Raw genomic sequence first — 23,481 nt, forward strand, 5'->3', positions numbered from 1 at the left:
TTTATTTAATCGACGTTCAGCGCGTCATTTACCAGATCTTGTTGCTGCTTCTGGTGAACGGACATATACCCTACTGCCGGAGAGGCAGAGGCCGGGCGACCTGCATAACGCAGAGCTGACCCAAATGGAATTACTTCACGGAAATGATGCTGGCTGCAGTACCATGCGCCCTGGTTGAGCGGCTCTTCCTGGCACCAGACAAAATCATGTACATGAGCAAACGGTTTCAGCGCTTCCTGCACCGCTTTATGCGGGAACGGATAGAGCTGTTCGATGCGCACAATGGCAACATCTTTTTGGTCGTTCTTGCGGCGTTGCTCCAGCAGGTCGTAATAAACCTTACCAGAACACATCACGACACGCTTCACGCCTTTCGGATCAAGTTCATCGACTTCGCCAATGGCTGGCAGGAAGGTGCCATTTGCCAGTTCGTCCAGCGTAGACACCGCCAGCGGATGACGCAGCAGCGACTTCGGTGACATCACCACCAGCGGACGGCGCATACCGCGCAGCGCCTGACGACGCAGCATATGGTAAACCTGTGCCGGGGTAGACGGGACGCAAACCTGCATGTTTTGCTCAGCGCAAAGTTGCAGATAACGTTCCAGACGCGCGGAGGAGTGCTCCGGACCCTGACCTTCGTAGCCGTGCGGCAGCAGCATCACCAGACCGCACATACGGCCCCATTTCTGCTCGCCGGAAGAGATGAACTGGTCGATAACCACCTGCGCACCGTTGGCGAAGTCGCCGAACTGCGCTTCCCAGATGGTCAGCGTGCGCGGTTCTGCCGTGGCATAACCGTATTCAAACGCCAGCACCGCTTCTTCAGACAGCACGGAGTCCCATACGCGGAACGTGCCCTGGCCGTTATGCACATGCTGCAGCGGCGTGTAGGTTGAACCGTTCGCCTGATTATGAATGACCGCGTGACGGTGGAAGAAGGTTCCGCGACCGGAGTCTTCACCCGACAGACGAACCGGAATGCCTTCGTCAACCAGCGTGGCGTAAGCCAGATTCTCTGCACCACCCCAGTCGAATAGCTTCTCGCCTGCGGCCATGGCCTGACGGTCGCCGTAAATTTTGGCAACACGCGACTGCATTTCAACGGCTTCAGGCACGGTGCTGATGCGTTTTGCCAGCTCCTGCAGACGCTTCATCTCAACCTTGTTCGGGTAGCTTTCGTCCCACTCGTGGTTGAGGTACGGCGACCAGGTGAAGGAGTGCATGTTCATTGGACGCCACTCTTTCACCACGCATTCGCCAGCATCCAGCGCATCACGGTACAGATTGACCATTTCGGTCGCATCTTCCAGCGTGGCGACTTTGTCCGCTTCCAGCTTGTCAGCGTAGATTTTACGCGGGGTCGGATGCTTTTTGATTTTCTGATACATCAGCGGCTGGGTTGCGCTCGGCTCGTCGGCTTCGTTGTGGCCGTGACGGCGGTAGCACACCAGATCGATGAACACATCGCGTTTGAAGGTGTTACGGAAATCCAGAGCCAGACGCGTCACGAAAGCGACCGCTTCCGGGTCATCCGCGTTAACGTGGAAAATCGGCGCCTGAACCATCTTACCGATGTCGGTGCAGTACGGCGTAGAACGCGCATCCAACGGGTTAGAGGTAGTAAAGCCAACCTGGTTGTTAATGACGATACGCACGGTACCGCCCACTTCGTAACCACGCGCTTTCGACATGTTCAGGGTTTCCTGAACCACGCCCTGCCCGGTTACCGCCGCATCGCCGTGGATGGTGATTGGCAGTACTTTATTGCTGCTCGGCTCGTCCAGACGATCCAGGCGTGCACGTACGGAGCCGATAACCACCGGGCTAACGATTTCCAGGTGCGACGGGTTAAACGCCAGCGCCAGGTGTACCAGACCGCCTTCGGTTTCGATATCAGACGAGAAGCCCATGTGGTACTTCACGTCACCGGTGCCGAGGTGTTCTTTATGTTTGCCCGCAAATTCGTCGAACAGTTCTTGCGGGCGTTTGCCCAGTACGTTAACCAGAACGTTCAGACGACCACGGTGCGCCATACCCAGCACCACTTCACGGGTACCGCTGTTACCAGCGTGGCGGATCATCTCTTTGAGCATTGGGATTAACGCATCACCGCCTTCCAGCGAGAAGCGTTTCGCGCCCGGGAACTTAGCGCCCAGGTAGCGTTCCAGACCTTCTGCTGCGGTCAGTTCGCTCAGGAAGCGTTTCTTCTCTTCGCTACTGAATGCGGCACGGCCAGACTCGATACGCTGTTGAAGCCAGCGTTTTTCTTCGGTGCTGGTGATGTGCATATACTCGGCGCCAATTGGGCCGCAGTAAGTTTGTTTCAGCGCAACAACCAGGTCGCTCAACTTCATGGTGTCTTTGCCGCCGGCAAAAGAACCTACGTTAAAGCTTTCCTGGAAATCCGCATCGGTCAGATCGTGGAAAGACGGGTCCAGATCAGCCACATTTTCTTGCTGCCACAGTCCCAGCGGATCAAGATTCGCATGCTGATGACCGCGGAAACGGTAGGCGTTAATGAGCTGCAGGACTTTAACCTGCTTCACATTGGCATCAGGGTCGGAAATAGAAGAAGAGTAACGTGGGGTAATCAACGCCTGTCGACGGAAATAATCACGTGTTTTTGAGTGGAGTTGATCCGGTTTGACTCCGGTACCAGGTAACTGCTGGAACGTCGAACGCCAGTTAGCATCTACCGAGTCAGGGTCGGTTAAGAAGTCTTCATAGAGCTGTTCTATCCAGCTCTGGTTAGAACCAGAGAGGTAAGAAGAGTCCAACCAGGCTTTCAAAGCGCTGTTCTGCATCGTGATCCCTTAAGCATTTGTATGCTTACTTCGCCGTGGATACTACCACGCACACCGATGTGCGTGCCGGGGTTCACTTGCGAGCTCTTTTTGTTTGGCTCGCGAAGGAACCTTTAAAAACTGTCAGAGATAAGAGGCAGTTTTTAGAGGTTTCCTGCACTTATATTGCCTGATGGCGCGTAGCTTATCAGGCCTACGGGTATGTCCCTTATAGGCCGGATAAGACGTTTACGTCGCCATCGGGCAACCACTACAATTTATGCGCTACGTTTAAGCAGCATCGACTTAATATGGCCGATGGCGCGCGTCGGGTTCAGTCCTTTAGGACATACGCTGACGCAGTTCATGATGCTATGGCAGCGGAATACGCTGAAAGCGTCACTTAAACCTTCCAGGCGGCTGTCGGTCTCGGTATCGCGGCTATCAATTAAGAAGCGATACGCGGCCAGCAGGCCTGCCGGGCCAATAAACTTGTCCGGATTCCACCAGAATGATGGGCAGGACGTTGAGCAGCATGCACACAAAATACATTCATACAGCCCATCGAGCTTCTCACGCTGCTCAGGCATTTGTAAATGCTCACGAGCCGGCGGATTTTTCCCATTATTCAACAAGTAAGGCTTAATCTTCTCATACTGTGCGTAGAATTGCCCCATGTCTACCACCAAATCGCGCACAACCGGTAAACCCGGCAGCGGGCGAATGACAATTTTCTTGCCCGGCTGATTCAGCGCAGAAATAGGTGTGATACAGGCCAGTCCATTTTTGCCGTTCATATTCAGACCGTCGGAGCCGCAGACCCCTTCACGGCAGGAGCGGCGGAACGACAGAGACGGATCTTTTTCTTTCAGCTGCATCAATGCATCCAGCAGCATCATGTCGCGCCCTTCTTCCGCCTCCAGGGTGTAATCCTGCATATGCGGAGCGTCGTCAACATCCGGGTTATAGCGATAAACTGAAAACTCGAGTTTCATTGTCCTGTCTCCGCATTAATAAGTACGAATCTTCGGCGGGAATGCCGGGCGCAGCTTCGGTTCCATATTGACTTGACGTCGCGTCATGGATTCCGACTCTGGCAGGTACAGGGAATGGCACAGCCAGTTTTCATCATCACGTTCCGGGAAGTCGAAGCGGCTATGCGCGCCACGGCTTTCGGTACGAAAGTTTGCAGATACTGCAGTGGCGTACGCGGTCTCCATCAGGTTATCCAGCTCCAGACACTCAACGCGCTGGGTGTTGAACTCGCTGGAGGTATCGTCCAGACGGGCATTTTTCAGGCGTTCGCGAATCGCTTTCAGCTCTTCCAGACCTTTCGCCATCGCATCGCCTTCGCGGAATACCGAGAAGTTGTGCTGCATACATTCCTGCAGCGCTTTGCGAATGGCTACCGGATCTTCACCGTTACGGTTACCGTTCCAGCGATTCAGACGCGCCAGAGAAGCGTCGATTTCATCTTCGGTCGCATCCAGCAGGTCGCCCTGCTCGGCGATAGACTCCTGCAGATGCAGACCCACCGCACGACCAAATACCACCAGGTCCAGCAGCGAGTTGCCGCCCAGACGGTTGGCACCGTGAACCGATACGCAGGCGATTTCACCAACGGCAAACAGCCCAGGGATCACCACATCTTCGCCCTGCTCATTCACGGTCAGCGCCTGGCCAGTTACTTTGGTCGGAATACCGCCCATCATATAGTGGCAGGTTGGGATAACCGGAATCGGCTCTTTAACCGGGTCAACGTGAGCAAAGGTACGGGACAGTTCGAGAATACCCGGCAGACGGGATTCCAGCACTTCTTTACCCAGGTGGTCGAGTTTCAGCTTAGCGTGCGGACCCCACGGGCCGTCACAGCCGCGACCTTCACGGATTTCGATCATGATGGAACGCGCCACCACGTCACGACCCGCCAGGTCTTTCGCATTCGGGGCATAACGCTCCATGAAGCGCTCGCCGTGTTTGTTCAACAGATAACCACCTTCACCACGGCAGCCTTCTGTTACCAGAACGCCCGCACCGGCGATGCCGGTTGGGTGGAACTGCCACATTTCCATATCCTGCACCGGCACGCCAGCGCGGATAGCCATACCAACACCGTCACCAGTATTGATGTGGGCATTGGTGGTGGACTGATAAATACGGCCAGCACCGCCGGTCGCCAGCACGGTCGCACGGGCTTTGAAGTAAACTACCTCACCGGTTTCAATACACAGCGCGGTACAACCGACAATCGCGCCATCGGCATTTTTTACCAGATCCAGCGCATACCATTCTGAGAAGATGGTGGTATGGTTTTTCAGGTTCTGCTGATACAGCGTGTGCAACAGCGCATGACCGGTACGGTCTGCCGCTGCCGCAGTACGTGCCGCTTGCTCACCGCCGAAGTTCTTCGACTGGCCGCCAAACGGACGTTGATAAATTGTGCCATTGTCGAGGCGAGAGAACGGCAGCCCCATGTGGTCCAGCTCCAGAATTGCTTCCGGACCGGTTTTACACATATATTCAATAGCGTCCTGGTCACCAATGTAGTCCGACCCTTTAACGGTGTCGTACATGTGCCATTCCCAGTTATCTTCATGGGTATTACCGAGCGCAACGGTGATGCCACCCTGCGCGGATACGGTATGGGAACGGGTTGGGAACACTTTAGAGAGCAGCGCACAAGTCTGCCCGCTCTGGGAAATTTGCAGCGCCGCGCGCATACCTGCGCCGCCGGCACCAATCACAACAGCATCAAATTCTCTGACTGGCAGTTTCATTACACACCCCACACCACAACAAATCCATAAATGACGTAAACCACCAGCGCAACAACGATAGCCAGTTGCAGAATCAGGCGCACAGCCAGAGGTTTAACGTAGTCGGTCAACACCTGCCACATGCCGATCCAGGCATGAATCAAGATGGAGAAAAGTGCCAGCAGGGTAAAGACTTTGGTGAATGCCGATGAGAAGAAACCGGTCCAGACTTCAAACGTCAGCTCGCCGCTGGTGGCGAAGAAACCGACCATAAAGATGATGTATAACGTCAGAACGATAGCGGTAGCACGGACCAGAATGAAGTCATGTACGCCGTTGCGTCCTAATGCGGAGGCGTTGCTTACCATACGAGGACTCCTGCGAGAAGTGAAAGCACGACAATGATAACGAAACAAATTTTGGCGGAGCGTGTCCCTGCTTCGAGGGTTTCTTCGATATAGCCAAAATCCATCAACAGATGGCGAATGCCCATTACGGCGTGATATGCCAGCGCAATCAGGATCCCCCACAGAATTAACTCCACAAAGAAGTTATTCATAATGGATGACGCGGTGAGGAAACCTTCAGGGGAGGAAAGGCTGGTACCCAATAACCACAACAGAATCCCGACCGCCACGAAGGTGATCACTCCGGATACGCGATGGAGAATGGACGCTATCGCCGTGATTGGGAACCGGATCGTTTGCAGATCCAGATTGACAGGTCTTTGTTTTTTCACATTTCTTATCATGAATAACGCCCACATGCTGTTCTTATTATTCCCTTTAGACTTCGGGTACAGAAGATGAAGACACCTGTAGCCTGAAAGACGACGGGATTTCCTTCCTCCGGTCTGCGTGCGGGTCAGACAGCGTCCTTACTATAACTACGCGTCATATAAAACACTGCTTCCAGATGCTAAAACGACACGTTACAACGCTGGTTGGCTCGGGATTGCAGGGTATTCCGGAGACCTGGCGGCAGTATAGGACGTTCACAAAATCATTACAATTAACCTACATATAGTTTGTCGGGTTTTATCCCGAACAGTGACATAGGTCACGATAACAACATTATTTTAATTTTTAATCATCTGATTTGACAATCATTAAACAAAGTTGTTACAAACGACACCAGAAAAAGCATATAATGCGTAAAAGTTATGGGGTCACTCTTTCACCGGAGATTTAGTTATGTAACAGTGTGGAAGTATTGACCAATACCTTCAGGACAGTTATTAGTGATAGACAGGTTAAATAATTCGGATTGCTAAGTTCTTGATTTGCAGTTTATTCGCCATAAAAAGACCGTTTTACCTGCAAGCGCCCATAGCTCTGTACCCAGGTCATCCCCTCTTTCGCAGAGCGGCGAGCCAAATAACAAACTGGTAACGGTTTATTGATGCACGAAGGCAAATTTGAGTTCCGGCAGTCTTAAGCAATAAGGCGCTAAGGAGACCGTAAATGGCTGATACTAAAGCAAAAATCACTCTAAATGGTGATGCTGCTATTGAACTGGATGTGCTGAAAGGTACGCTCGGTCAGGACGTTATTGATATTCGTAGCCTTGGCTCAAAAGGGATGTTTACTTTTGACCCAGGTTTTACCTCTACCGCATCCTGCGAATCCAAAATTACTTTCATCGACGGTGACGAAGGTGTTTTGCTGCATCGCGGCTTCCCGATTGACCAGTTGGCGACCGAGTCCAACTATCTGGAAGTGTGTTATATCCTGCTGTACGGCGAAAAACCGACGCAGGAAGAGTACGACGAGTTCAAAACCACAGTCACTCGCCATACCATGATCCACGAGCAGATCACGCGTCTGTTCCACGGTTTCCGCCGCGACTCTCACCCGATGGCCGTTATGTGCGGTGTCACCGGAGCGCTGGCAGCGTTTTATCACGACTCGCTGGATGTAAACAACGCGCGTCACCGTGAAATCGCCGCCTTCCGCCTGCTGTCCAAAATGCCAACCATGGCAGCGATGTGCTATAAGTATTCCATCGGGCAGCCGTTCGTGTACCCGCGTAACGATCTCTCCTACGCCGGTAACTTCCTGAACATGATGTTCTCTACGCCGTGCGAAAAATACGAAGTGAATCCGATTCTGGAACGCGCAATGGATCGTATCTTAATCCTGCACGCTGACCACGAACAGAACGCCTCAACCTCTACCGTACGTACCGCGGGCTCTTCTGGCGCTAACCCGTTTGCCTGCATCGCGGCTGGTATCGCTTCCCTGTGGGGACCGGCACACGGCGGCGCAAACGAAGCTGCGCTGAAAATGCTGGAAGAAATCAGCTCTGTTAAACACATTCCGGAATTTGTTCGCCGCGCGAAAGACAAGAATGATTCCTTCCGCCTGATGGGCTTTGGTCACCGTGTTTATAAAAACTATGACCCGCGCGCTACCGTCATGCGTGAAACCTGCCACGAAGTGCTGAAAGAACTGGGCACCAAAGATGATCTGCTGGAAGTGGCGATGGAACTTGAGCACATTGCGCTCAACGACCCATACTTCATCGAGAAGAAACTCTACCCGAACGTAGACTTCTACTCCGGCATAATCCTGAAAGCGATGGGTATTCCGTCCTCCATGTTCACCGTTATCTTCGCCATGGCGCGTACCGTTGGCTGGATTGCACACTGGAACGAAATGCACACCGACGGCATGAAAATCGCCCGTCCGCGTCAGCTGTACACCGGCTACGACAAGCGCGATTTTAAATCTGATATTAAGCGTTAATTGTCTGCCGGATGGCGCCAGCGTCTGTCCGGCTTGCAGTTATAAACGCTCCCAGGCTGGACAAGGCGGTAATGCCTGTATCCGGCCTGTTTTTATTTGATCCACATTATTTTATTCTTATCGTGCTTTCTCTATGATTTACTGAGATTTCTCACATTTTACTCAGGAGCATGGGATGCCTGTTTTGCAGTGGAGCCTGTTGTTTGTGCTATCGCTCCTGCTTTCCCTGCTCTTTCTGTTTATCCATCTTCCAGGACCCTTGCTGCTCGGTTCGATGATCGTCGGCATCATCTTCAGTCTGCGCGGCATCACTCTGCATCCTCCCCGCTGCACATTTCTTGGCGCGCAGGCGATTCTCGGCTGCATGATTGCCCAAAATCTGACCGGTTCAATCTTCACAACCCTTGCAGCCCACTGGCCGATGGTGATTGTTATCCTGCTGGCAACCCTTATCAGCAGCGCGATAATCGGCTGGCTGCTGGTTCGCTACAGTACGCTACCGGGTAACACCGGCGCATGGGGCTCGTCACCAGGCGGCGCAGCGGCAATGGTGGCGATGGCGCAGGATTATGGTGCCGACATCCGACTGGTGGCGTTTATGCAGTATCTGCGCGTACTGTTGGTGGTCGGCGCGGCGGCGATGGTCACCCGTCTGGTGATGGGCGACCAGGCGCAGGCGGTCAGTGAACAAATCATCTGGTTTCCGCCTCTAAGCGGCAATCTTTTCAGCACTCTGATGCTGGCCGCCGTTGCCGGCACGGCTGGACGCTTACTGCGTATTCCCTCTGGCGTCATGCTATTGCCGATGCTGGTGGGTGCCTTGCTGAATGCAAGCGGAGTGATGGTGATTGAACTGCCGGAATGGCTACTGGCGATAGCCTATATGGCCATCGGCTGGCAAATCGGCCTGGGCTTTGACAAGCAGATATTTTTAATGGCGCTGCGCCCTTTGCCGCAGATCCTGTTGTCCATTTTTTCACTGATGGCGATCTGCGCCGCTATGGCCTGGGGACTGGCGCATTACATGCAGATAGATTTTCTCACTGCCTATCTGGCAACCAGTCCTGGAGGAGTGGATTCTGTTGCGGTGATCGCCGCAGGAAGCCACGCTGATATGGCGCTCATCATGGCGATGCAAACCCTGCGACTGTTCAGCATTTTGTTAACTGGCCCCGCAGTCGCGCGGTTTATTTCGGTGCACGCGCCAAAACGGCCCGCTTAGTGCTGACATCCCGGACACCAGTAAAAAGGTCGCGAAGAGAGCATCGTTTTCTCGATAGTCCCACCACAACGCTCACAGGCTTCGCCGTCCCGATGAAAGACCTTGAAGCGAAACAACGCACCGTGATGTTTGTTCTCATCCACCAGCCCACGGGTGTTATAAGACAGACGTGGAATATCAAGCAGCGCATGTGCCAGTTGATCCAGTTGCTCATCACTAAGCTGCGACGCTTTATGCTGCCCGGTCAACCCAACCTGCCAAAGGATCTCTACCCGCAAGTAGTTACCTAATCCCGCCAAAAAAGCCTGGTCCAGTAGCAGGCCAGAAAACTGACGATTGCAAAAACGCGGAGATAACAGACGCGCTTTAACGTCATCGGGCGTTAAACGTAAATCCAGTACATCCGGTCCTACCCGTTGCAGGAACGGATGGGTGGCGAGCTGTTCTGGCGTCAGCATTTCGATATCAGACGCGCTATACAGCAGGATAGTTTTGTCTTGCGTTTGCAATCTGACACGGAGTACCCGCGAGGTCTGCGGGATGTTGCCCGTATCCACCACGCGCCACACGCCATAGAGCTGATTGTGACTGTACAGCGTCAGGCCATTGGAAAAATGGGTCAGTAATGCTTTCCCTCGCGTTTCAAGCTGGGTAACACTCTGCCCAATTAGTTGAGATTCATACGGTTTTAACTGCTCAAAGGCAAACCAGACTTCCGTCAGGGGTTTGCCTTTGACAGCCGCCTCCAGGTTATCCGCCGCGCGGCGGATCTCCGGGCCTTCAGGCATAATACTGTCCTTTGTTAATGTGTTGCGCCGCCCGTGACTGCGATATCGCTTTCCACCTGCAAGGCGGTGGCAATTGCGACTTCCAGCGCCCGGCGTACTGTTTCAGCCGCCATACTTGGCGCCCCGGGATGCTGTGCGGCCTGTTGCGGCAAATAAGGGATGTGAATAAAGCCGCCCTTCACCGCCGGTGCGTCGCGTAGTTTATGCAGCAGGCCATACATCACGTGGTTACACACGAAAGTGCCAGCGGTCTGGGAAACCGAAGCCGGAATTCCCGCGTTGCGCATAGCCATAACCATCGCTTTGATCGGCAGCGTGCTAAACCATGCCGCTGGACCATCGGCTACAACCGGCACATCTACCGGCTGTTGCCCCTGATTATCCGCAATACGCGCATCGTCAACGTTAATCGCCACGCGTTCCACGGTGATATCCGTGCGACCACCCGCCTGCCCCACCGCCAGAACCAGCGATGGCGACAGCGCGTCAATCGCGCCATTGAGTACGGCAAGAGACTCGCCAAAGACGCACGGCAGTTGGCGGGCAACGACGCGGCATCCACCGATGATAGCATTATCGAGTCCCGAGACCACTTCCCAGGAAGGGTTAACTGACTCGCCGCCAAAGGGTTCAAATCCCGTGATGAGTACTGTTTTCATCCTGTCACCTTACAAGAACATCAGGAAATACATCAGGAACACGTTGACCAATAGCAGCAGTATGCCGGTTGGCACCTGCGCTTTAATCACCGCATTTTTGTCCGGTAGTTCCAGCAGCGCAGCAGGGACAATGTTAAAGTTCGCCGCCATCGGCGTCATCAGTGTCCCGCAATAACCGGAGAACATACCAATCGCCGCCATTACCGCCGGATTACCACCGTGTTGCAGTACAAGAATTGGAATACCAATCCCAGCGGTCACGATCGGGAAAGCAGCAAACGCATTGCCCATGACCATAGTCAGCAATGCCATGCCGATGGTGTACACCGCCACTGCGATAAAGCGACTGTCTACCGCCAGATATTCCTGCGTCAGATATGAAATGCCGCTGCCTACGCCCGCTGCCGTAAACAACAGCCCGAGCGTAGCCAGAATCTGTGGCAGGATGAACGCCCAGCCGATGGAGTCCAGCAGACGGCGCGCCTCCTGGATCGGTTGATGCACCCGCTCATGGGTCATTTTTATTGCCATCGCCAGACCAATCAACGAACCTGCGGTCATGGAAAAAAGCGTCACCAGCGTGGCGTGATTACCCGGCCCAAACAGCGCATCCTGTAAGCCCGGAATATGGTTGAACATCAGCACGCCAATAACCGTTACCACCGGGATCGCCAGCGCCGGAAAAAAAAGGCGGTTGCCCAGGCGACTGGCACTTTCTTCGCGCTGTTGCTGCGTCCGTTGATGGTAACTTCCCAGCTTCACGCCGCCAAAACCGGCGATCAGCGCCAGGACGACCACCGCAATACCGACGGCAATATGCACCGCGCGCTTGTCGCCAAACAGCGAGAATGTCCAGTCGCCAAGCAGAAACAGTACGCCGTATATGCCCCAAAACAGGCCAGTGGTGAAACGACGCGGGTTCGCTTTATCCTGCCAGGACATGACGGCCACAATCAGTAATACCGCGCCCGCCAGCCAGTAGAGATAACTTTGTTGAAAATTCATTGCGCTTCCCCTTTCGCTGCGGCATTCGCTTTCGCCACCTCACGTTGCAAATAGCTATCCAGACGCCACAAACGTGTGCCGTGGATCAGGAAAGCACAAATTGCCGTTGGGATCCCCCATAGGGCGATATGCAGCGGTTCGGTCTGGATCCCACCAGACTCCAGCATAAAGTTATGCATGAAGATGATAGCGCCGAAAGCAACAAAGATATCTTCACCGAAAAACAGCCCGACGTTATCGGTCGCCGCTGACATTGCGCGCAGTCGATAGCGTACCGCCCCAGGTATCTCGCCGTGATTTTTCTCAGCGGCCCCTTCCGCCATCGGCGCCAGCAGCGGACGCACCATTTGCGGATGCCCCCCCAGACTGGTGAGTCCTAATGCAGCGGTCGCTTCGCGAATGAACAGATAGACAATCAGCAGGCGGCCGCTGGTAGCGCTGCGGATTTTTGCAATCCACGCCTGCGCACGCTCTTTCAGACCGTGACGTTCCAGCAGACCGATTACCGCCAGTGGGATCAGCAGGATAAACGGTAGGTTGCGGGTGTTAAGAAAACCTTCACCCAGTTTCTCGAGAATAGTGGCGATAGGCATATGCGCCGCCAGCCCCGTGACAATCCCGGCAATAATAACCACCAATACCGGGTTAAAACGTAAAAGAAATCCGACCACGATGACGGCGATCCCCGTCAATGGCCAGAGAGAAATAGCCTCTCCCATAATTAAATCCCTTATGTTGTTGTGTAATATATTATTGTTTTGTATGAATAAATTTATGCGCTAATTTGAATATTGCATGCTTCAAAGGCGCTACGCAAGCGGCGGGCAAAAGCGAGTGCGTGCTCGCCATCCCCATGAATGCATACCGTCTGGGCAGTCACGCTCGCCCATGTCCCACTTTGGCTTTTTACTCTGCCGGATTGCACCATTTCTAACGTTTGCGCCAACGCCTGCTCTTCATCCTCAATCAGTGCGCCCGGCTGACTACGCGGCACCAGGCTGCCATCGGCCTGATAACCCCGATCGGCAAACACCTCCTGACGCGTTACCAGGCCATAGTGTTCTCCAGCACGAATCAGTTCGCTTCCCGCCAGTCCCACTAAAACCAGCGACGGATCGCAGGCATGAACCGCTTTCGCAATCGCATCAGCCAGTTGAGGATCTTTCGCTGCCTGGTTATAGAGCATGCCATGCGGTTTGACATGATGCATCACACCGCCCTCCGCCCGCGTGATGGCAGCCAGCGCGCCAATTTGATACAGCGTCTGCGCATACACCGTTTGCGCAGGCAGGGTCATGGCACTACGGCCAAAATTTTCCCGATCCGGAAAGCTGGGGTGCGCACCTATCGCTACGCCATTTTTTAGCGCTTCGCGCACGCTTGAGAGCATGGTTTGCGCATCGCCTGCGTGAAACCCACAGGCGATGTTGGCCGATGACACCAATTGCAGCAACGCTGCATCGTTCGCACATCCCTCACCGAGGTCTGCATTGAGATCAATTTTCATTGTTAAGTCGCCATGCTAACTGTTCCAGGTAACGCTGCTGGTCGTACCGCGCCTTCAGCGCTTCCTCCAGCGAGCACTGCACAAAATGAATCGGTTGACCGAGCGGGATCTGCGCCAGATGATACATATCTGCCTCAATAATACAGGCGATGCGCGGATAGCCGCCCGTCGTCTGCGCATCGTTCATCAGCACAATTGGCTGACCATTATGTGGAACCTGCACCACGCCGGGGAGCAAGCCATGTGATAGCAGCTCGCGATCGGTCGTGCGCGTCAGCGGCTGCCCCTGAAGACGATACCCCATACGGTTACTTTGTGGGCTAAGTTGCCACGGTGAGCGCCAGAACGAAGCCTGCGATACCTCATCAAACTCCTGATATTCAGGTCCGGGCAGCGCGCGAATGAGATTACCCCACATCAGTTGCTTAACACCTTGCGGCTCGCTGAATTGCCGGGTAGATACGCCAATCGCCAGTCGATCGCCATCACGCAGTAGACGCCCTTCAAACCCACCAATGCCCACTTTCAGATCGGTACTACGCGAGCCCATCACTTCGGGAACATCAATACCGCCCGCTACCGCCAGATAACTGCGCATGCCATGAAGCGGACGTTTTAGCGTCAGGCGCTGCCCGGCTTTTACCGGTAACCGCCATCCGCTCCACACGGGCGTACGATCCAGCTGTGCTTCGCATCCGGCACCGGTCAGGGCAAACCAGCCATCGGCTTCAAACTCCACCACCAGTTGCCCCAGCGTGATTTCCAGCGCTGCGGCATTCGCATCATTACCCACCAGCAGGTTAGCCACGTTCAGCGCCGGTTTATCCAGCGCCCCACAGTGACTGATTCCGGATTGACGAAAACTATTACGTCCCCCGTCCTGTACTGAGGTGTACATACCAGCGCGGATGATGTTTAACATATCCCCTCCTTCTGCGGGACAAAACGCACGGTATCGCCAGCCCGTAACAGAATCGGCTCCTCCCGTTTTGGATCAAATAACGAAACGGAGGTACGCCCAATCAATTGCCACCCGCCAGGCGTGGAAAGCGGGTAGATCCCCGTTTGAGATCCACCGATACCGACAGAACCTGCCGGAACAAGCAAACGCGGTTCCGCACGTCTGGGGGTATGCAGTTGTTCAGGTAAGTTCCCGAGATAGGGGAATCCCGGCTGAAAACCGATAAACCACACCACGTAATCAACCGACGCATGAAGTTCCACAACCTGCTTTTCACTTAATCCGCTGTGCCGGGCGACCTCTGCCAGATCGGGGCCGGCCTCACCGCCATAGGTAACGGGAATTTCAATAAAGCGCGAATCCGGCTCCAGTGCTTCACTCTCTTCCCACCAGCGTTGCAGGCGCTCAATCGCATCCAGCGCCAGCGTTTGCGGGTCGCGCAAGGTCACCGTGATATTGTTCATGCCTGGAATAGCTTCCAGTACATTCGGGGCATCAACCAGACGCTGGGCCAGACGCCAGATGCGTTTCTGAGTCGCCAGCGTAATGGGCGGTTCCAGTTCAAGAACCACTGCCGTTTCACCTAACAGATAACAACGCGCTCGCTGCACTTTCGTCCCTCTTTATTACGCTGGATTAGGAATATCGATAAAAGTCACGTCCAAATCGGTATTTTCATTAAGCCAATCGCTTAATGCGCGAATGCCGCCGCGTTCGGTCGCATGGTGACCGGCAGCATAAAAATGCAGCCCCTGCTCGCGGGCTGAGTGAATGGTTTGCTCTGAAACTTCACCAGTGATAAAAGCGTCGACGCCAAATCGGGCTGCGCTATCAATAAAACTTTGACCGCCCCCCGTACACCAGGCGACGCGCTGAACTTTTTCCGGACCGGTATCACCACACCATAACGGTTTACGGCCTAAACGCGCTTCAATCCACGATGCCAACTCCAGTCCCGGAACCGGCATGGAGAGTTCTCCCCATGGCACCAGCGGTTCGATCTCACCCATCACGGTAATCCCCAACAGCGCGGCCAACTGCGCGTTATTCCCCAGTTCCGGGTGAGCATCCAGCGGCAGGTGCCAGCCATACAAGTTGATATCGTTTTCCAACAGCGTTTTCAGACGATGGCGCTTCATGCCGCGAATTACCGGAGATTCGCCTTTCCAGAAATAACCGTGATGAACGATAACCGCATCGGCCTGCAGGCGCACCGCCTCATCCAGCAGCGCCTGACTTGCGGTCACGCCGGTCACGATTTTATGCACCGTCTCTTTGCCCTCAACCTGCAAACCATTCGGCGCATAGTCGCTAATGGCGGCGCTGTTCAGTTTGTCGTTGATCAGTTGTTCCAGTTCGGTGTTTTTCATCATCGTCCTCGTAGTCATTAATTCTGCCTGCCTAATCAGCAACACAGCTTAGGTTAAAATAGCGTCCTCGCCTGCGTTCGTCGATAGCCATTTCACTGACCCATCAAGAAACAATCACACCCGCTTTGAACATGATTTGCTTACCACTACGCGATCCAATTCATGTATATTTATGCAATCAGACAGCATATTGCAAAAATAATCAGATCTGTATCTAAGTTACAACTTTAAGGAAACACACTCGCACAGTACGCTCAGCCTGTCGCGAGGCATTTACTTCGAGAAAATAATGAATAAACAAGCATCTCAACCACGGGCGATTTATTACGTCGTCGCGCTACAAATCTGGGAATATTTCAGTTTTTACGGCATGCGTGCGCTGCTGATCCTGTATCTCACTAACCAGCTCAAGTACGACGATAATCACGCATATGAACTGTTCAGCGCCTACTGTTCACTGGTCTATGTCACCCCCATTCTCGGGGGATACCTGGCAGATAAAGTGCTCGGTAATCGAATGGCGGTGATGATCGGCGCATTTTTAATGGCGGTGGGACATCTGGTATTGGGCGCAAGCGAAATGGCTCCGGCGTTCCTTTATTTGTCGCTGGCGATCATTGTCTGCGGCTACGGTCTGTTTAAATCCAACATTAGTTGCCTGCTGGGCGAGTTATATCAACCTGAAGATCCGCGTCGCGACGGTGGATTCTCTCTGCTCTATGCAGCCGGTAACATCGGTTCGATCATCGCACCGATTGCCTGCGGATACGTGCAGGAAGAGTACAGCTGGGCGATGGGCTTCGCGCTGGCTGCGATTGGCATGCTGGCAGGGTTGGTGATTTTCTTATGCGGTAATCGCCATTTCGCTCATACCACTGGCGTCAACAAGGCCGTGCTGTGTGCGAAAAAGTATATGCTGCCAAACTGGGCCTGGCTGTTAGTTCTGCTGGTTGCAGCACCGTTACTGATTACCGTCCTGTTCTGGAAAGAGTGGTCCGTTTACGCACTGATCGTTGCCACGGTTATTGGTCTGGCGGTTCTGGCGAAGATTTACCGTCAGGCGCAAACCCAAAAGCAGCGCAAAGAATTGGGGCTTATCGTCACGCTGACCTTCTTCAGCCTGTTGTTTTGGGCCTTTGCTCAACAGGGCGGCAGTTCGATTAGCCTGTATATTGACCGCTTCGTTAACCGCGATATTTTTGGGTATTCCGTCCCGACCGCGATGTTCCAGTCGGTTAACGCCTTTGCCGTTATGCTGTGCGGTATCGTTCTGGCCTGGGTAGTCAAAGAAAGCGTTGGCGGCAATCGTACCGTACGTATTTGGGGTAAATTCGCCCTTGGCCTCGGTTTAATGAGCGCAGGGTTCTGCATTCTGACCTTAAGCGCCCGCTGGTCCGCAGCTTACGGCCACTCTTCTATGCCGCTGATGGTATTGGGGCTGGCGGTCATGGGCTTTGCCGAACTGTTTATCGACCCGGTGGCGATGTCGCAAATTACGCGTATTGAGATCCCTGGGGTGACTGGCGTATTAACAGGCATTTATATGCTGCTGTCCGGCGCCATCGCCAACTATCTGGCAGGCGTTATCGCCGCTCAGACGTCGCAAGGCTCGTTTGATGCTGCAGGCGCTATCAACTACTCCATCAATGCGTATATTGATGTCTTTAGCGAAATTACCTGGGGTGCGCTGGCCTGCGTGGTGTTGGTGCTGCTGATTTGGCTATATCAGTCGCTTAAGTTCAGAAACCGTCCGCTGGCGGTAGAATCCTGAGTGTAAGGGCCCGATGATGTAATACTATTCGGGCCTGTTTTTTCGGGTAATTACGCATAACTTGCAGCGAGTTCCTCTTCAGTAAGCCCCGTCACTAGTAGTACCATTGCGCGATCTATTCCCTGCTCCAGCATAGTTTGCGCTATACGTAATGCGGCTTCTCGCTTTCCTACTTCTTTGCCTTGTTGTAAACCTTCCTGTAATCCATCTAACCGTAACCGCTCCGCAATAGTCATCAGCCTCTCCTTATGTTGGGGGATCCGTTGCGCCATCTCTTGCATAAACTCATTAAAGCGAGATTCATCGCCGGATCGTAGGATGTAATTAAACATCGCCTGCAGTTGCGTGTCATTAGCGCATCCAGTAAGTAGTAGCGTGGTCAGTTGTTCTATCAGCCCCATCAAATCCCGCTGACGGATATGTTTTTGCATTAATTCCAGCAGCGCCATTCGCCTGTGAGCCATGATCTCATCATCGGGTACCACCGTTATGTCTACCAACGGAAATGCGCTGGAATAAAGCTGTCTTGCCGCCACGGGGTCGGCAAAGGCATCCAGCCAGCACAATGAGTACGGATAGGGGCTTCGGCAGCCATGATAAAACAGCATCGGTATCACCAGTGGCAGTTCCTTGTGCCCTGCGTCCAGATGGCGCTGCATCGCCGCCAGCGCATAACGCAACAGACGAAAAGCCATATGTGGCTCGGCTGAACTTTGATGCTCTATCACCACATAGACATAACCGTCACCGTTGCGTGTGTGCAAAGACCAGAGCACGTCGGAGTAGCGCGAACGTAAATCCGCTTCAATAAAGCTTTCTGACTCCAGTTGCAGCGAATTCAAATCGCAAAGCATCCGCAGTTCAGCTGGCAGGTGAATGTCGAGAAAATCCCGTGCAGTTTCGGGATGATGTAAAAACGTTTTAAACACCGCATCATGCGGGGTGGAGGTCGTTGGCGTTGTCATTAATTTCCGTCATTTTCATTCAGATGACGGAAATTTACTGCTGAGAGAAAACTTGTGCAGCAGGGTATTCACGGTACTGAGCGCACGCTTCAGCGCTAAAATCACCCAACTGCAACATGTTCATTCTGTTGGAAGGTATTACGCAAAATCCACCATGCCTTTACCCTTTACGCGCCGCCTCATATGCCGCCAGCGTCGCCAGCCTTGCCTGTTTATGATCCACAATCGGGCGAGGATAACTTAGTGTTACCTGCGCTTTTTCTGCCCACGACCACGGGTTATGAATGGCTTTACCCGGCACGTCGCGCAATTCCGGCACCCACTGGCGGATAAACTCACCGTCACGGTCGAATTTTTCGCCCTGCGTCGTGGGGTTAAAGATACGGAAATACGGTGCGGCGTCGGTTCCGGTTGAGGCTGCCCACTGCCAGCCGCCGTTATTGGCCGCGAGGTCACCATCAATCAGTTGCGACATGAAATATTGTTCGCCTTTACGCCAGTCAATCAGCAGGTCCTTCACCAAAAAACTGGCCGCAATCATGCGTAAACGATTATGCATCCAGCCCGTGGCGTTGAGCTGACGCATCGCCGCATCCACAATAGGGTAACCCGTACTACCCGTTTTCCAGGCCTGTAAATGCGTCGGATTATTCTGCCATTGCACGCGATCGGTCCAGCGGATAAAGGGTTGATACCGACACAGCGCCGGATGGTAAGTCATCAGATGACGATAAAATTCGCGCCAGATAAGCTCGTTCAGCCACATGCTACCCCTGCCGCCCTCAAGCGCCTGCGGCTGCTCCGCGAGCAGTCGATTCAGGCACTGGCGCGGTGATAGTCCTCCAGTCGCCAGGCTCGCGGATAATCGACTGGTCCCGTCAATCGCTGGAAAATCACGCTGCTGCTCGTATTCTCCCGCAGCCTGCTGGCAAAAATGGCGTAATTGCGCGATGGCCAATTTTTCATCTGCCACAAACCTCTGCGCATCAAAATATTGCTGCGGATAGCTCAGCGTTATTGCGCTTAACGACGTGCTGAGTGCGCCGCTGTGCCTCATTTTCGGCGCGCTAACGCATTCTGGAATACCGTCTTTAATCCGCTTCAGCCAGGCATTTTTAAACGGCGTGAACACTTTATACATCTCATGATTGCCGGTCATCACCGCCCCCGGGGGCAGGATCACGCTGTCGTCAAACCCTTCGCATACCACCTGAGGTAAGGACTTTTCGACGGCGGCATCACGCTGGCGTTCGTTTATTTCATATTGATAGTTATAAAATAATCGACTGACGTTATGCTGCAGGCAGACACTTTTGATGGTGTCCACGCTGGCCGCAAAATCAGCCACTTCGTAAAACAGTAAAGGGATGCCTTTTTCTGCCAGCGCTGTTTGTAACGCATTCAACTGCGCGCAGGTAAATGCCGCCTGGCGCGGAGCCATATCATGCGCCTTCCACTGCTCGGGGGTAGCGATATATAACGCCAGCACCTGCGCAGAACGATCCCGACAAGCCGCCGCCAGTGCGAGGTTGTCGTGCAGGCGTAAATCACGCCGAAACCAGACCAAATGGGTGGTCATAACACTCCTGAAGAAAAAATTTAACGCCCGTAGCGCAAACGCAGAGCCTCTGGCCAGGGATTGAAATAGCGCTGCCCGGAGAGATAAGCATCCGGATATTCCGCCATATAGTGTTTGAGTAATGTTATTGGCGCAAGCAGCGGTTGAGTCGAACGTCGATACCCGTCAATGAGAGAGGCCAGCTCCTGCCGCTGACGAGAATTTAATTGCGTACGGAAATAGCCCTGGACATGCATCAGCACGTTGGTATGGTTGCGCCGCGAGGGAAGATGCGCCAGCAAACTCATCAGCCTTAAGCGATACTCGACAAAATAAGCCTGCAAATCTTGCCATTCGCCGATCGCCGCGACAAAACGCCCGAGTTCGCGATAGTCCGGCTGGGAATGGGCCAACAGTAATAGCTTGTAACGGCTGTGATAATCGATTAGTGCGCCGCGCGTTAACCCTTGCTGACGGATACCGTTGAGCTCGTGCAAGGCATAAATGCGCTCAACAAAATTTTCCCGAATCTGCGGGTCGTGCAAACGCCCGTCCTCTTCCACGGGAAGCCAGGGTAACGTCGACATCAGCACGGACGTAAAGATCCCTCGTCCCGCTTTACGGTTGTTTTTGCCTTCCACGTCGTAGACCCGCACCCGTTCCATACCGCAACTGGGGGATTTTGCACAGACAATATAGCCACACAAATGCTCCAGACGATTGCTTTGTCGCTGACTAAAAGCCGTCATTACGTCTGTCAAATCACCCTCGCGCTTATCACTAAAACGCAGGGAGACAGCCTCGCCCTCTTTGACCAGATGCAGCGCAGGTCTCGGGACCGGTAACCCGATACCCATTTCAGGGCATACGGGTTCGAACGCGACCCACGGCGACAGTTCTTCTACAGCAAAGGCCAGCCGCTTATGCCCACCATCATAGCGAACCGCCTCCCCCAACAGACAGGCACTGATACCAACAGGGATTTTCTCGCTCATGATCGCTCCTTTCTCATTCCTGAGATAAGTGTAGCTATCATGAACAAAAAAGCCGCTGATATCAGCGGCTTTTGGGGATTTATTAGCTATCAGTAGAAATCGCAGGTGGCTTTTTCAGCCTGCTCCATCCACACCGGTTTATCACTGGTTTTAGACCAGACGCGGTGCAGATAGCTGTAAAAACGGGCGCGGTCTTTCCAGAACAACATGACCGGCAGCGCCAGCACGCCCGCCACAACGGCAAAGGTACGGCGCAAGAAAACAATGTGTGCTGGATATTCTTTATAAAAGTCCATAATCCTCTCCCATATATCTGTTCGGTGAATCGCACCGGAAAAATAAACTTGGTTAACTGATGAAAATAATACCGCCTTGTGTGTAATTTTGCTACTCATCCGACCACTTATTTTTATCTATTGATGCTCCGTTTAGCTAAAAACTGTAATTAAGTTACATAAAAGTTAAATTAATACTAACCATTAGTTAAATAATGGTCTTTGCCATTTTTATACTTTTTTTACACCCCACCCACTGATTTTTGCGAAATCTTTGCAAGCAAAAATCTACGCTCTGGTTATCACATTTATGCCACTGGAGGTGCACCGTGAGTGCAGGCGTGATAACCGGCATTGTGCTGGTCTTTTTATTATTAGGTTATTTGGTGTATGCCCTGATTAATGCGGAGGCGTTCTGATGGCGGCCCAAGGATTTTTACTCATTGCCAGTTTCTTGCTGGTGCTGTTTGTCGTCGTCAGACCGCTGGGCTTTGGGCTGGCTCGACTGATCAATAATACGTCCCTGCCGGGCCTGGCTGGCGTGGAACATATGCTGTGGCGCTCTCTGGGCATCTCGCAGCAGGAGATGAACTGGCGGCAGTATCTGTTGGCGATCCTCGCGCTCAATGTACTGGGCCTGCTGGTCCTGTTTTCGATGCTGATGGCGCAAAACCTGCTGCCGTTAAATCCCCAGCAACTGCCAGGGCTTTCATGGGATCTGGCGCTTAACACCGCGGTGAGTTTTGTCACTAATACCAACTGGCAATCCTATGCTGGTGAAACCACCTTAAGCTACTTCAGCCAGATGGTCGGGCTGACCGTACAAAACTTCCTGTCAGCGGCAACCGGGATTGCGGTGATTTTTGCCCTGACCCGCGCCTTCACGCGCCAGAGTATGAACACCTTGGGCAACGCCTGGGTCGATCTGATTCGCATTACGCTGTGGATCTTGCTCCCCATTGCATTGCTCATTGCGCTGTTCTTCATTCAGCAAGGTGTGCTGCAAAACGTGTTGCCTTATCAGCCCATCACCACCCTTGAAGGGGTTAAACAACTGCTGCCGATGGGGCCCGTCGCCTCACAGGAAGCGATTAAGATGCTTGGCACTAACGGGGGCGGTTTCTTTAACGCTAACTCATCACATCCGTTTGAAAACCCTACCGCGTTGACCAATCTGGTACAGATGCTGGCTATTTTCTTAATTCCTACCGCGCTGTGTTTTGCCTTTGGTGATGTGGTGGGCGATCGTCGCCAGGGACGGACCCTGCTGTGGGCCATGTCGCTGATATTTGTGGTCTGCGTAGCCGTGGTGATGTGGGCCGAAGTTCAGGGCAACCCGCACCTGATGGCATTCGGTGCAGACAGCAATATCAACATGGAAGGCAAAGAGAGCCGCTTTGGCGTGCTGGCCACGAGTCTGTTTTCCGTCGTGACGACAGCGGCATCTTGCGGCGCTGTCGATGCTATGCATGACTCCTTCACCGCACTGGGCGGCATGGTGCCGATGTGGTTAATGCAGATTGGTGAAGTGGTCTTCGGCGGCGTGGGTTCAGGTCTGTACGGCATGCTGCTGTTCGTGCTGCTGGCGGTATTTATCGCCGGGTTAATGATTGGCCGCACACCAGAGTATCTGGGTAAGAAAATCGACGTGCGCGAAATGAAAATGACCGCGTTGGCGATTCTGGTCACCCCTGCGCTGGTCCTGATCGGCACAGCGATCGCCATGATGACCGAAGCTGGCCGCAGCGCCATGCTTAACCCGGGTCCACACGGGTTTAGCGAAGTGCTGTATGCCGTGTCGTCCGCCTCGAACAACAACGGTAGCGCCTTCGCCGGGTTAAGCGCCAACAGCCCGTTCTGGAACTGCCTGCTGGCCTTATGCATGTTCTTCGGTCGCTTCGGCGTGATCATTCCCGTGATGGCGATTGCCGGATCGCTGGTCAGTAAAAAGATCCAGCCAGCCAGCTCCGGCACGCTACCTACCCACGGAGCGCTGTTTGTCGGGTTGTTGATCGGTACAGTGTTACTGGTTGGCGCTCTCACCTTTGTTCCTGCCCTGGCGCTTGGCCCGGTCGCAGAATACCTGTCATTACACTGAGTGATGCGGAGCACATTA

The 23,481-nt window shown here is 53.5% G+C and carries 22 protein-coding genes and 1 pseudogene; 6 read left to right on the forward strand and 17 right to left on the reverse strand.

Features of this window, described 5'->3' with window-relative positions; translation table 11 throughout:
* Positions 1-5 precede the first annotated feature (5 nt).
* The 5 genes from sucA to sdhC all read right to left on the reverse strand — a co-directional run bounded on the left by sucA (position 6) and on the right by sdhC (position 6,308).
* The gene (sucA, locus tag OGV85_RS22090) at positions 6-2,807 is read right to left on the reverse strand and encodes a 2-oxoglutarate dehydrogenase E1 component (protein WP_003022923.1); all 2,802 of its coding nucleotides are present in this window, start codon (positions 2,805-2,807) and stop codon (positions 6-8) included.
* 257 nt (positions 2,808-3,064) lie between these two features.
* On the reverse strand, positions 3,065-3,781 hold the full coding sequence (sdhB, locus tag OGV85_RS22095) for a succinate dehydrogenase iron-sulfur subunit SdhB (RefSeq protein ID WP_032948848.1): 717 nt from the start codon (positions 3,779-3,781) through the stop codon (positions 3,065-3,067).
* Between the two features lie 15 nt (positions 3,782-3,796).
* On the reverse strand, positions 3,797-5,563 hold the full coding sequence (gene sdhA / locus OGV85_RS22100; RefSeq protein ID WP_003022919.1) for a succinate dehydrogenase flavoprotein subunit: 1,767 nt from the start codon (positions 5,561-5,563) through the stop codon (positions 3,797-3,799).
* Positions 5,563-5,910, reverse strand: coding sequence for a succinate dehydrogenase membrane anchor subunit (sdhD, locus tag OGV85_RS22105; protein WP_061548079.1), 348 nt, complete (start codon positions 5,908-5,910; stop codon positions 5,563-5,565). Before sdhD ends, sdhA begins: the two co-directional genes overlap by 1 nt.
* Positions 5,904-6,308, reverse strand: a complete 405-nt coding sequence (gene sdhC / locus OGV85_RS22110) for a succinate dehydrogenase cytochrome b556 subunit (RefSeq protein WP_003831406.1) — start codon at positions 6,306-6,308, stop codon at positions 5,904-5,906. The genes sdhD and sdhC overlap by 7 nt, the downstream gene beginning before the upstream one ends.
* 383 nt (positions 6,309-6,691) lie before the next feature.
* On the opposite strand from sdhC, the pseudogene OGV85_RS22115 reads away from it, so the two are divergent.
* The 3 genes and pseudogenes from OGV85_RS22115 (at position 6,692) to OGV85_RS22125 (ending at position 9,511) form a co-directional block, all read left to right on the forward strand.
* Positions 6,692-6,802: pseudogene (locus OGV85_RS22115) on the forward strand (hypothetical protein).
* Between the two features lie 203 nt (positions 6,803-7,005).
* Positions 7,006-8,289, forward strand: coding sequence for a citrate synthase (locus OGV85_RS22120; protein ID WP_003022909.1), 1,284 nt, complete (start codon positions 7,006-7,008; stop codon positions 8,287-8,289).
* 175 nt (positions 8,290-8,464) lie between these two features.
* The gene (locus tag OGV85_RS22125) at positions 8,465-9,511 is read left to right on the forward strand and encodes an AbrB family transcriptional regulator (protein ID WP_032948847.1); all 1,047 of its coding nucleotides are present in this window, start codon (positions 8,465-8,467) and stop codon (positions 9,509-9,511) included.
* Here the strand turns inward: OGV85_RS22125 and nei are convergent.
* The 8 genes from nei to ybgI are packed head-to-tail and all read right to left on the reverse strand — an operon-like array spanning position 9,508 to position 15,801.
* Positions 9,508-10,299, reverse strand: coding sequence for an endonuclease VIII (gene nei, locus OGV85_RS22130; protein ID WP_049003266.1), 792 nt, complete (start codon positions 10,297-10,299; stop codon positions 9,508-9,510). The genes OGV85_RS22125 and nei overlap by 4 nt on opposite strands.
* A 14-nt stretch (positions 10,300-10,313) precedes the next feature.
* The gene (gene pcp, locus OGV85_RS22135) at positions 10,314-10,958 is read right to left on the reverse strand and encodes a pyroglutamyl-peptidase I (protein WP_016149798.1); all 645 of its coding nucleotides are present in this window, start codon (positions 10,956-10,958) and stop codon (positions 10,314-10,316) included.
* 9 nt (positions 10,959-10,967) lie between these two features.
* Positions 10,968-11,963, reverse strand: a complete 996-nt coding sequence (locus OGV85_RS22140; RefSeq protein ID WP_003847337.1) for a DUF979 domain-containing protein — start codon at positions 11,961-11,963, stop codon at positions 10,968-10,970.
* On the reverse strand, positions 11,960-12,682 hold the full coding sequence (locus OGV85_RS22145; protein WP_003835449.1) for a DUF969 domain-containing protein: 723 nt from the start codon (positions 12,680-12,682) through the stop codon (positions 11,960-11,962). The genes OGV85_RS22140 and OGV85_RS22145 overlap by 4 nt, the downstream gene beginning before the upstream one ends.
* 53 nt (positions 12,683-12,735) lie before the next feature.
* Positions 12,736-13,470 (reverse strand): 5-oxoprolinase subunit PxpA, encoded by a 735-nt coding sequence (gene pxpA, locus OGV85_RS22150; protein ID WP_061548078.1) that lies wholly within the window; start codon positions 13,468-13,470, stop codon positions 12,736-12,738.
* Entirely contained in the window at positions 13,460-14,392 is a 933-nt protein-coding gene (gene pxpC, locus OGV85_RS22155) for a 5-oxoprolinase subunit PxpC (RefSeq protein ID WP_061548077.1), read from the reverse strand. Before pxpC ends, pxpA begins: the two co-directional genes overlap by 11 nt.
* The gene (gene pxpB / locus OGV85_RS22160) at positions 14,386-15,042 is read right to left on the reverse strand and encodes a 5-oxoprolinase subunit PxpB (RefSeq protein WP_061548076.1); all 657 of its coding nucleotides are present in this window, start codon (positions 15,040-15,042) and stop codon (positions 14,386-14,388) included. Before pxpB ends, pxpC begins: the two co-directional genes overlap by 7 nt.
* 15 nt (positions 15,043-15,057) lie before the next feature.
* Positions 15,058-15,801, reverse strand: a complete 744-nt coding sequence (ybgI, locus tag OGV85_RS22165) for a radiation resistance protein YbgI (protein WP_003022887.1) — start codon at positions 15,799-15,801, stop codon at positions 15,058-15,060.
* A 289-nt stretch (positions 15,802-16,090) separates the two neighbouring features.
* Between ybgI and dtpD the strand changes: the two genes are divergently transcribed.
* A complete protein-coding gene (dtpD, locus tag OGV85_RS22170) occupies positions 16,091-17,572 on the forward strand; it encodes a dipeptide permease DtpD (RefSeq protein ID WP_181522610.1) in 1,482 nt (493 codons plus the stop codon).
* Positions 17,573-17,622: 50 nt separating this feature from the next.
* On the opposite strand, the gene OGV85_RS22175 is transcribed toward dtpD, so the two are convergent.
* From OGV85_RS22175 to OGV85_RS22190, 4 genes are all read right to left on the reverse strand, one after another.
* Positions 17,623-18,537, reverse strand: coding sequence for an Rpn family recombination-promoting nuclease/putative transposase (locus OGV85_RS22175; RefSeq protein WP_049014679.1), 915 nt, complete (start codon positions 18,535-18,537; stop codon positions 17,623-17,625).
* Positions 18,538-18,697: 160 nt separating this feature from the next.
* The gene (gene phrB / locus OGV85_RS22180) at positions 18,698-20,116 is read right to left on the reverse strand and encodes a deoxyribodipyrimidine photo-lyase (protein ID WP_048219310.1); all 1,419 of its coding nucleotides are present in this window, start codon (positions 20,114-20,116) and stop codon (positions 18,698-18,700) included.
* Positions 20,117-20,136: 20 nt separating this feature from the next.
* The gene (locus tag OGV85_RS22185) at positions 20,137-21,090 is read right to left on the reverse strand and encodes a YbgA family protein (protein WP_003835465.1); all 954 of its coding nucleotides are present in this window, start codon (positions 21,088-21,090) and stop codon (positions 20,137-20,139) included.
* An 89-nt stretch (positions 21,091-21,179) separates the two neighbouring features.
* On the reverse strand, positions 21,180-21,386 hold the full coding sequence (locus OGV85_RS22190) for a YbfA family protein (RefSeq protein ID WP_003022870.1): 207 nt from the start codon (positions 21,384-21,386) through the stop codon (positions 21,180-21,182).
* A 308-nt stretch (positions 21,387-21,694) separates the two neighbouring features.
* On the opposite strand from OGV85_RS22190, the gene kdpF reads away from it, so the two are divergent.
* Positions 21,695-21,784, forward strand: coding sequence for a K(+)-transporting ATPase subunit F (kdpF, locus tag OGV85_RS22195; RefSeq protein WP_001670793.1), 90 nt, complete (start codon positions 21,695-21,697; stop codon positions 21,782-21,784).
* Positions 21,784-23,463: a potassium-transporting ATPase subunit KdpA gene (gene kdpA, locus OGV85_RS22200; RefSeq protein WP_061548074.1), complete on the forward strand. Its 1,680-nt coding sequence runs from the start codon at positions 21,784-21,786 to the stop codon at positions 23,461-23,463. Before kdpF ends, kdpA begins: the two co-directional genes overlap by 1 nt.
* Positions 23,464-23,481: the final 18 nt, after the last annotated feature.

Source organism: Citrobacter sp. Cf132 (genome assembly GCF_030333885.1).
Classification (GTDB): domain Bacteria; phylum Pseudomonadota; class Gammaproteobacteria; order Enterobacterales; family Enterobacteriaceae; genus Citrobacter; species Citrobacter freundii.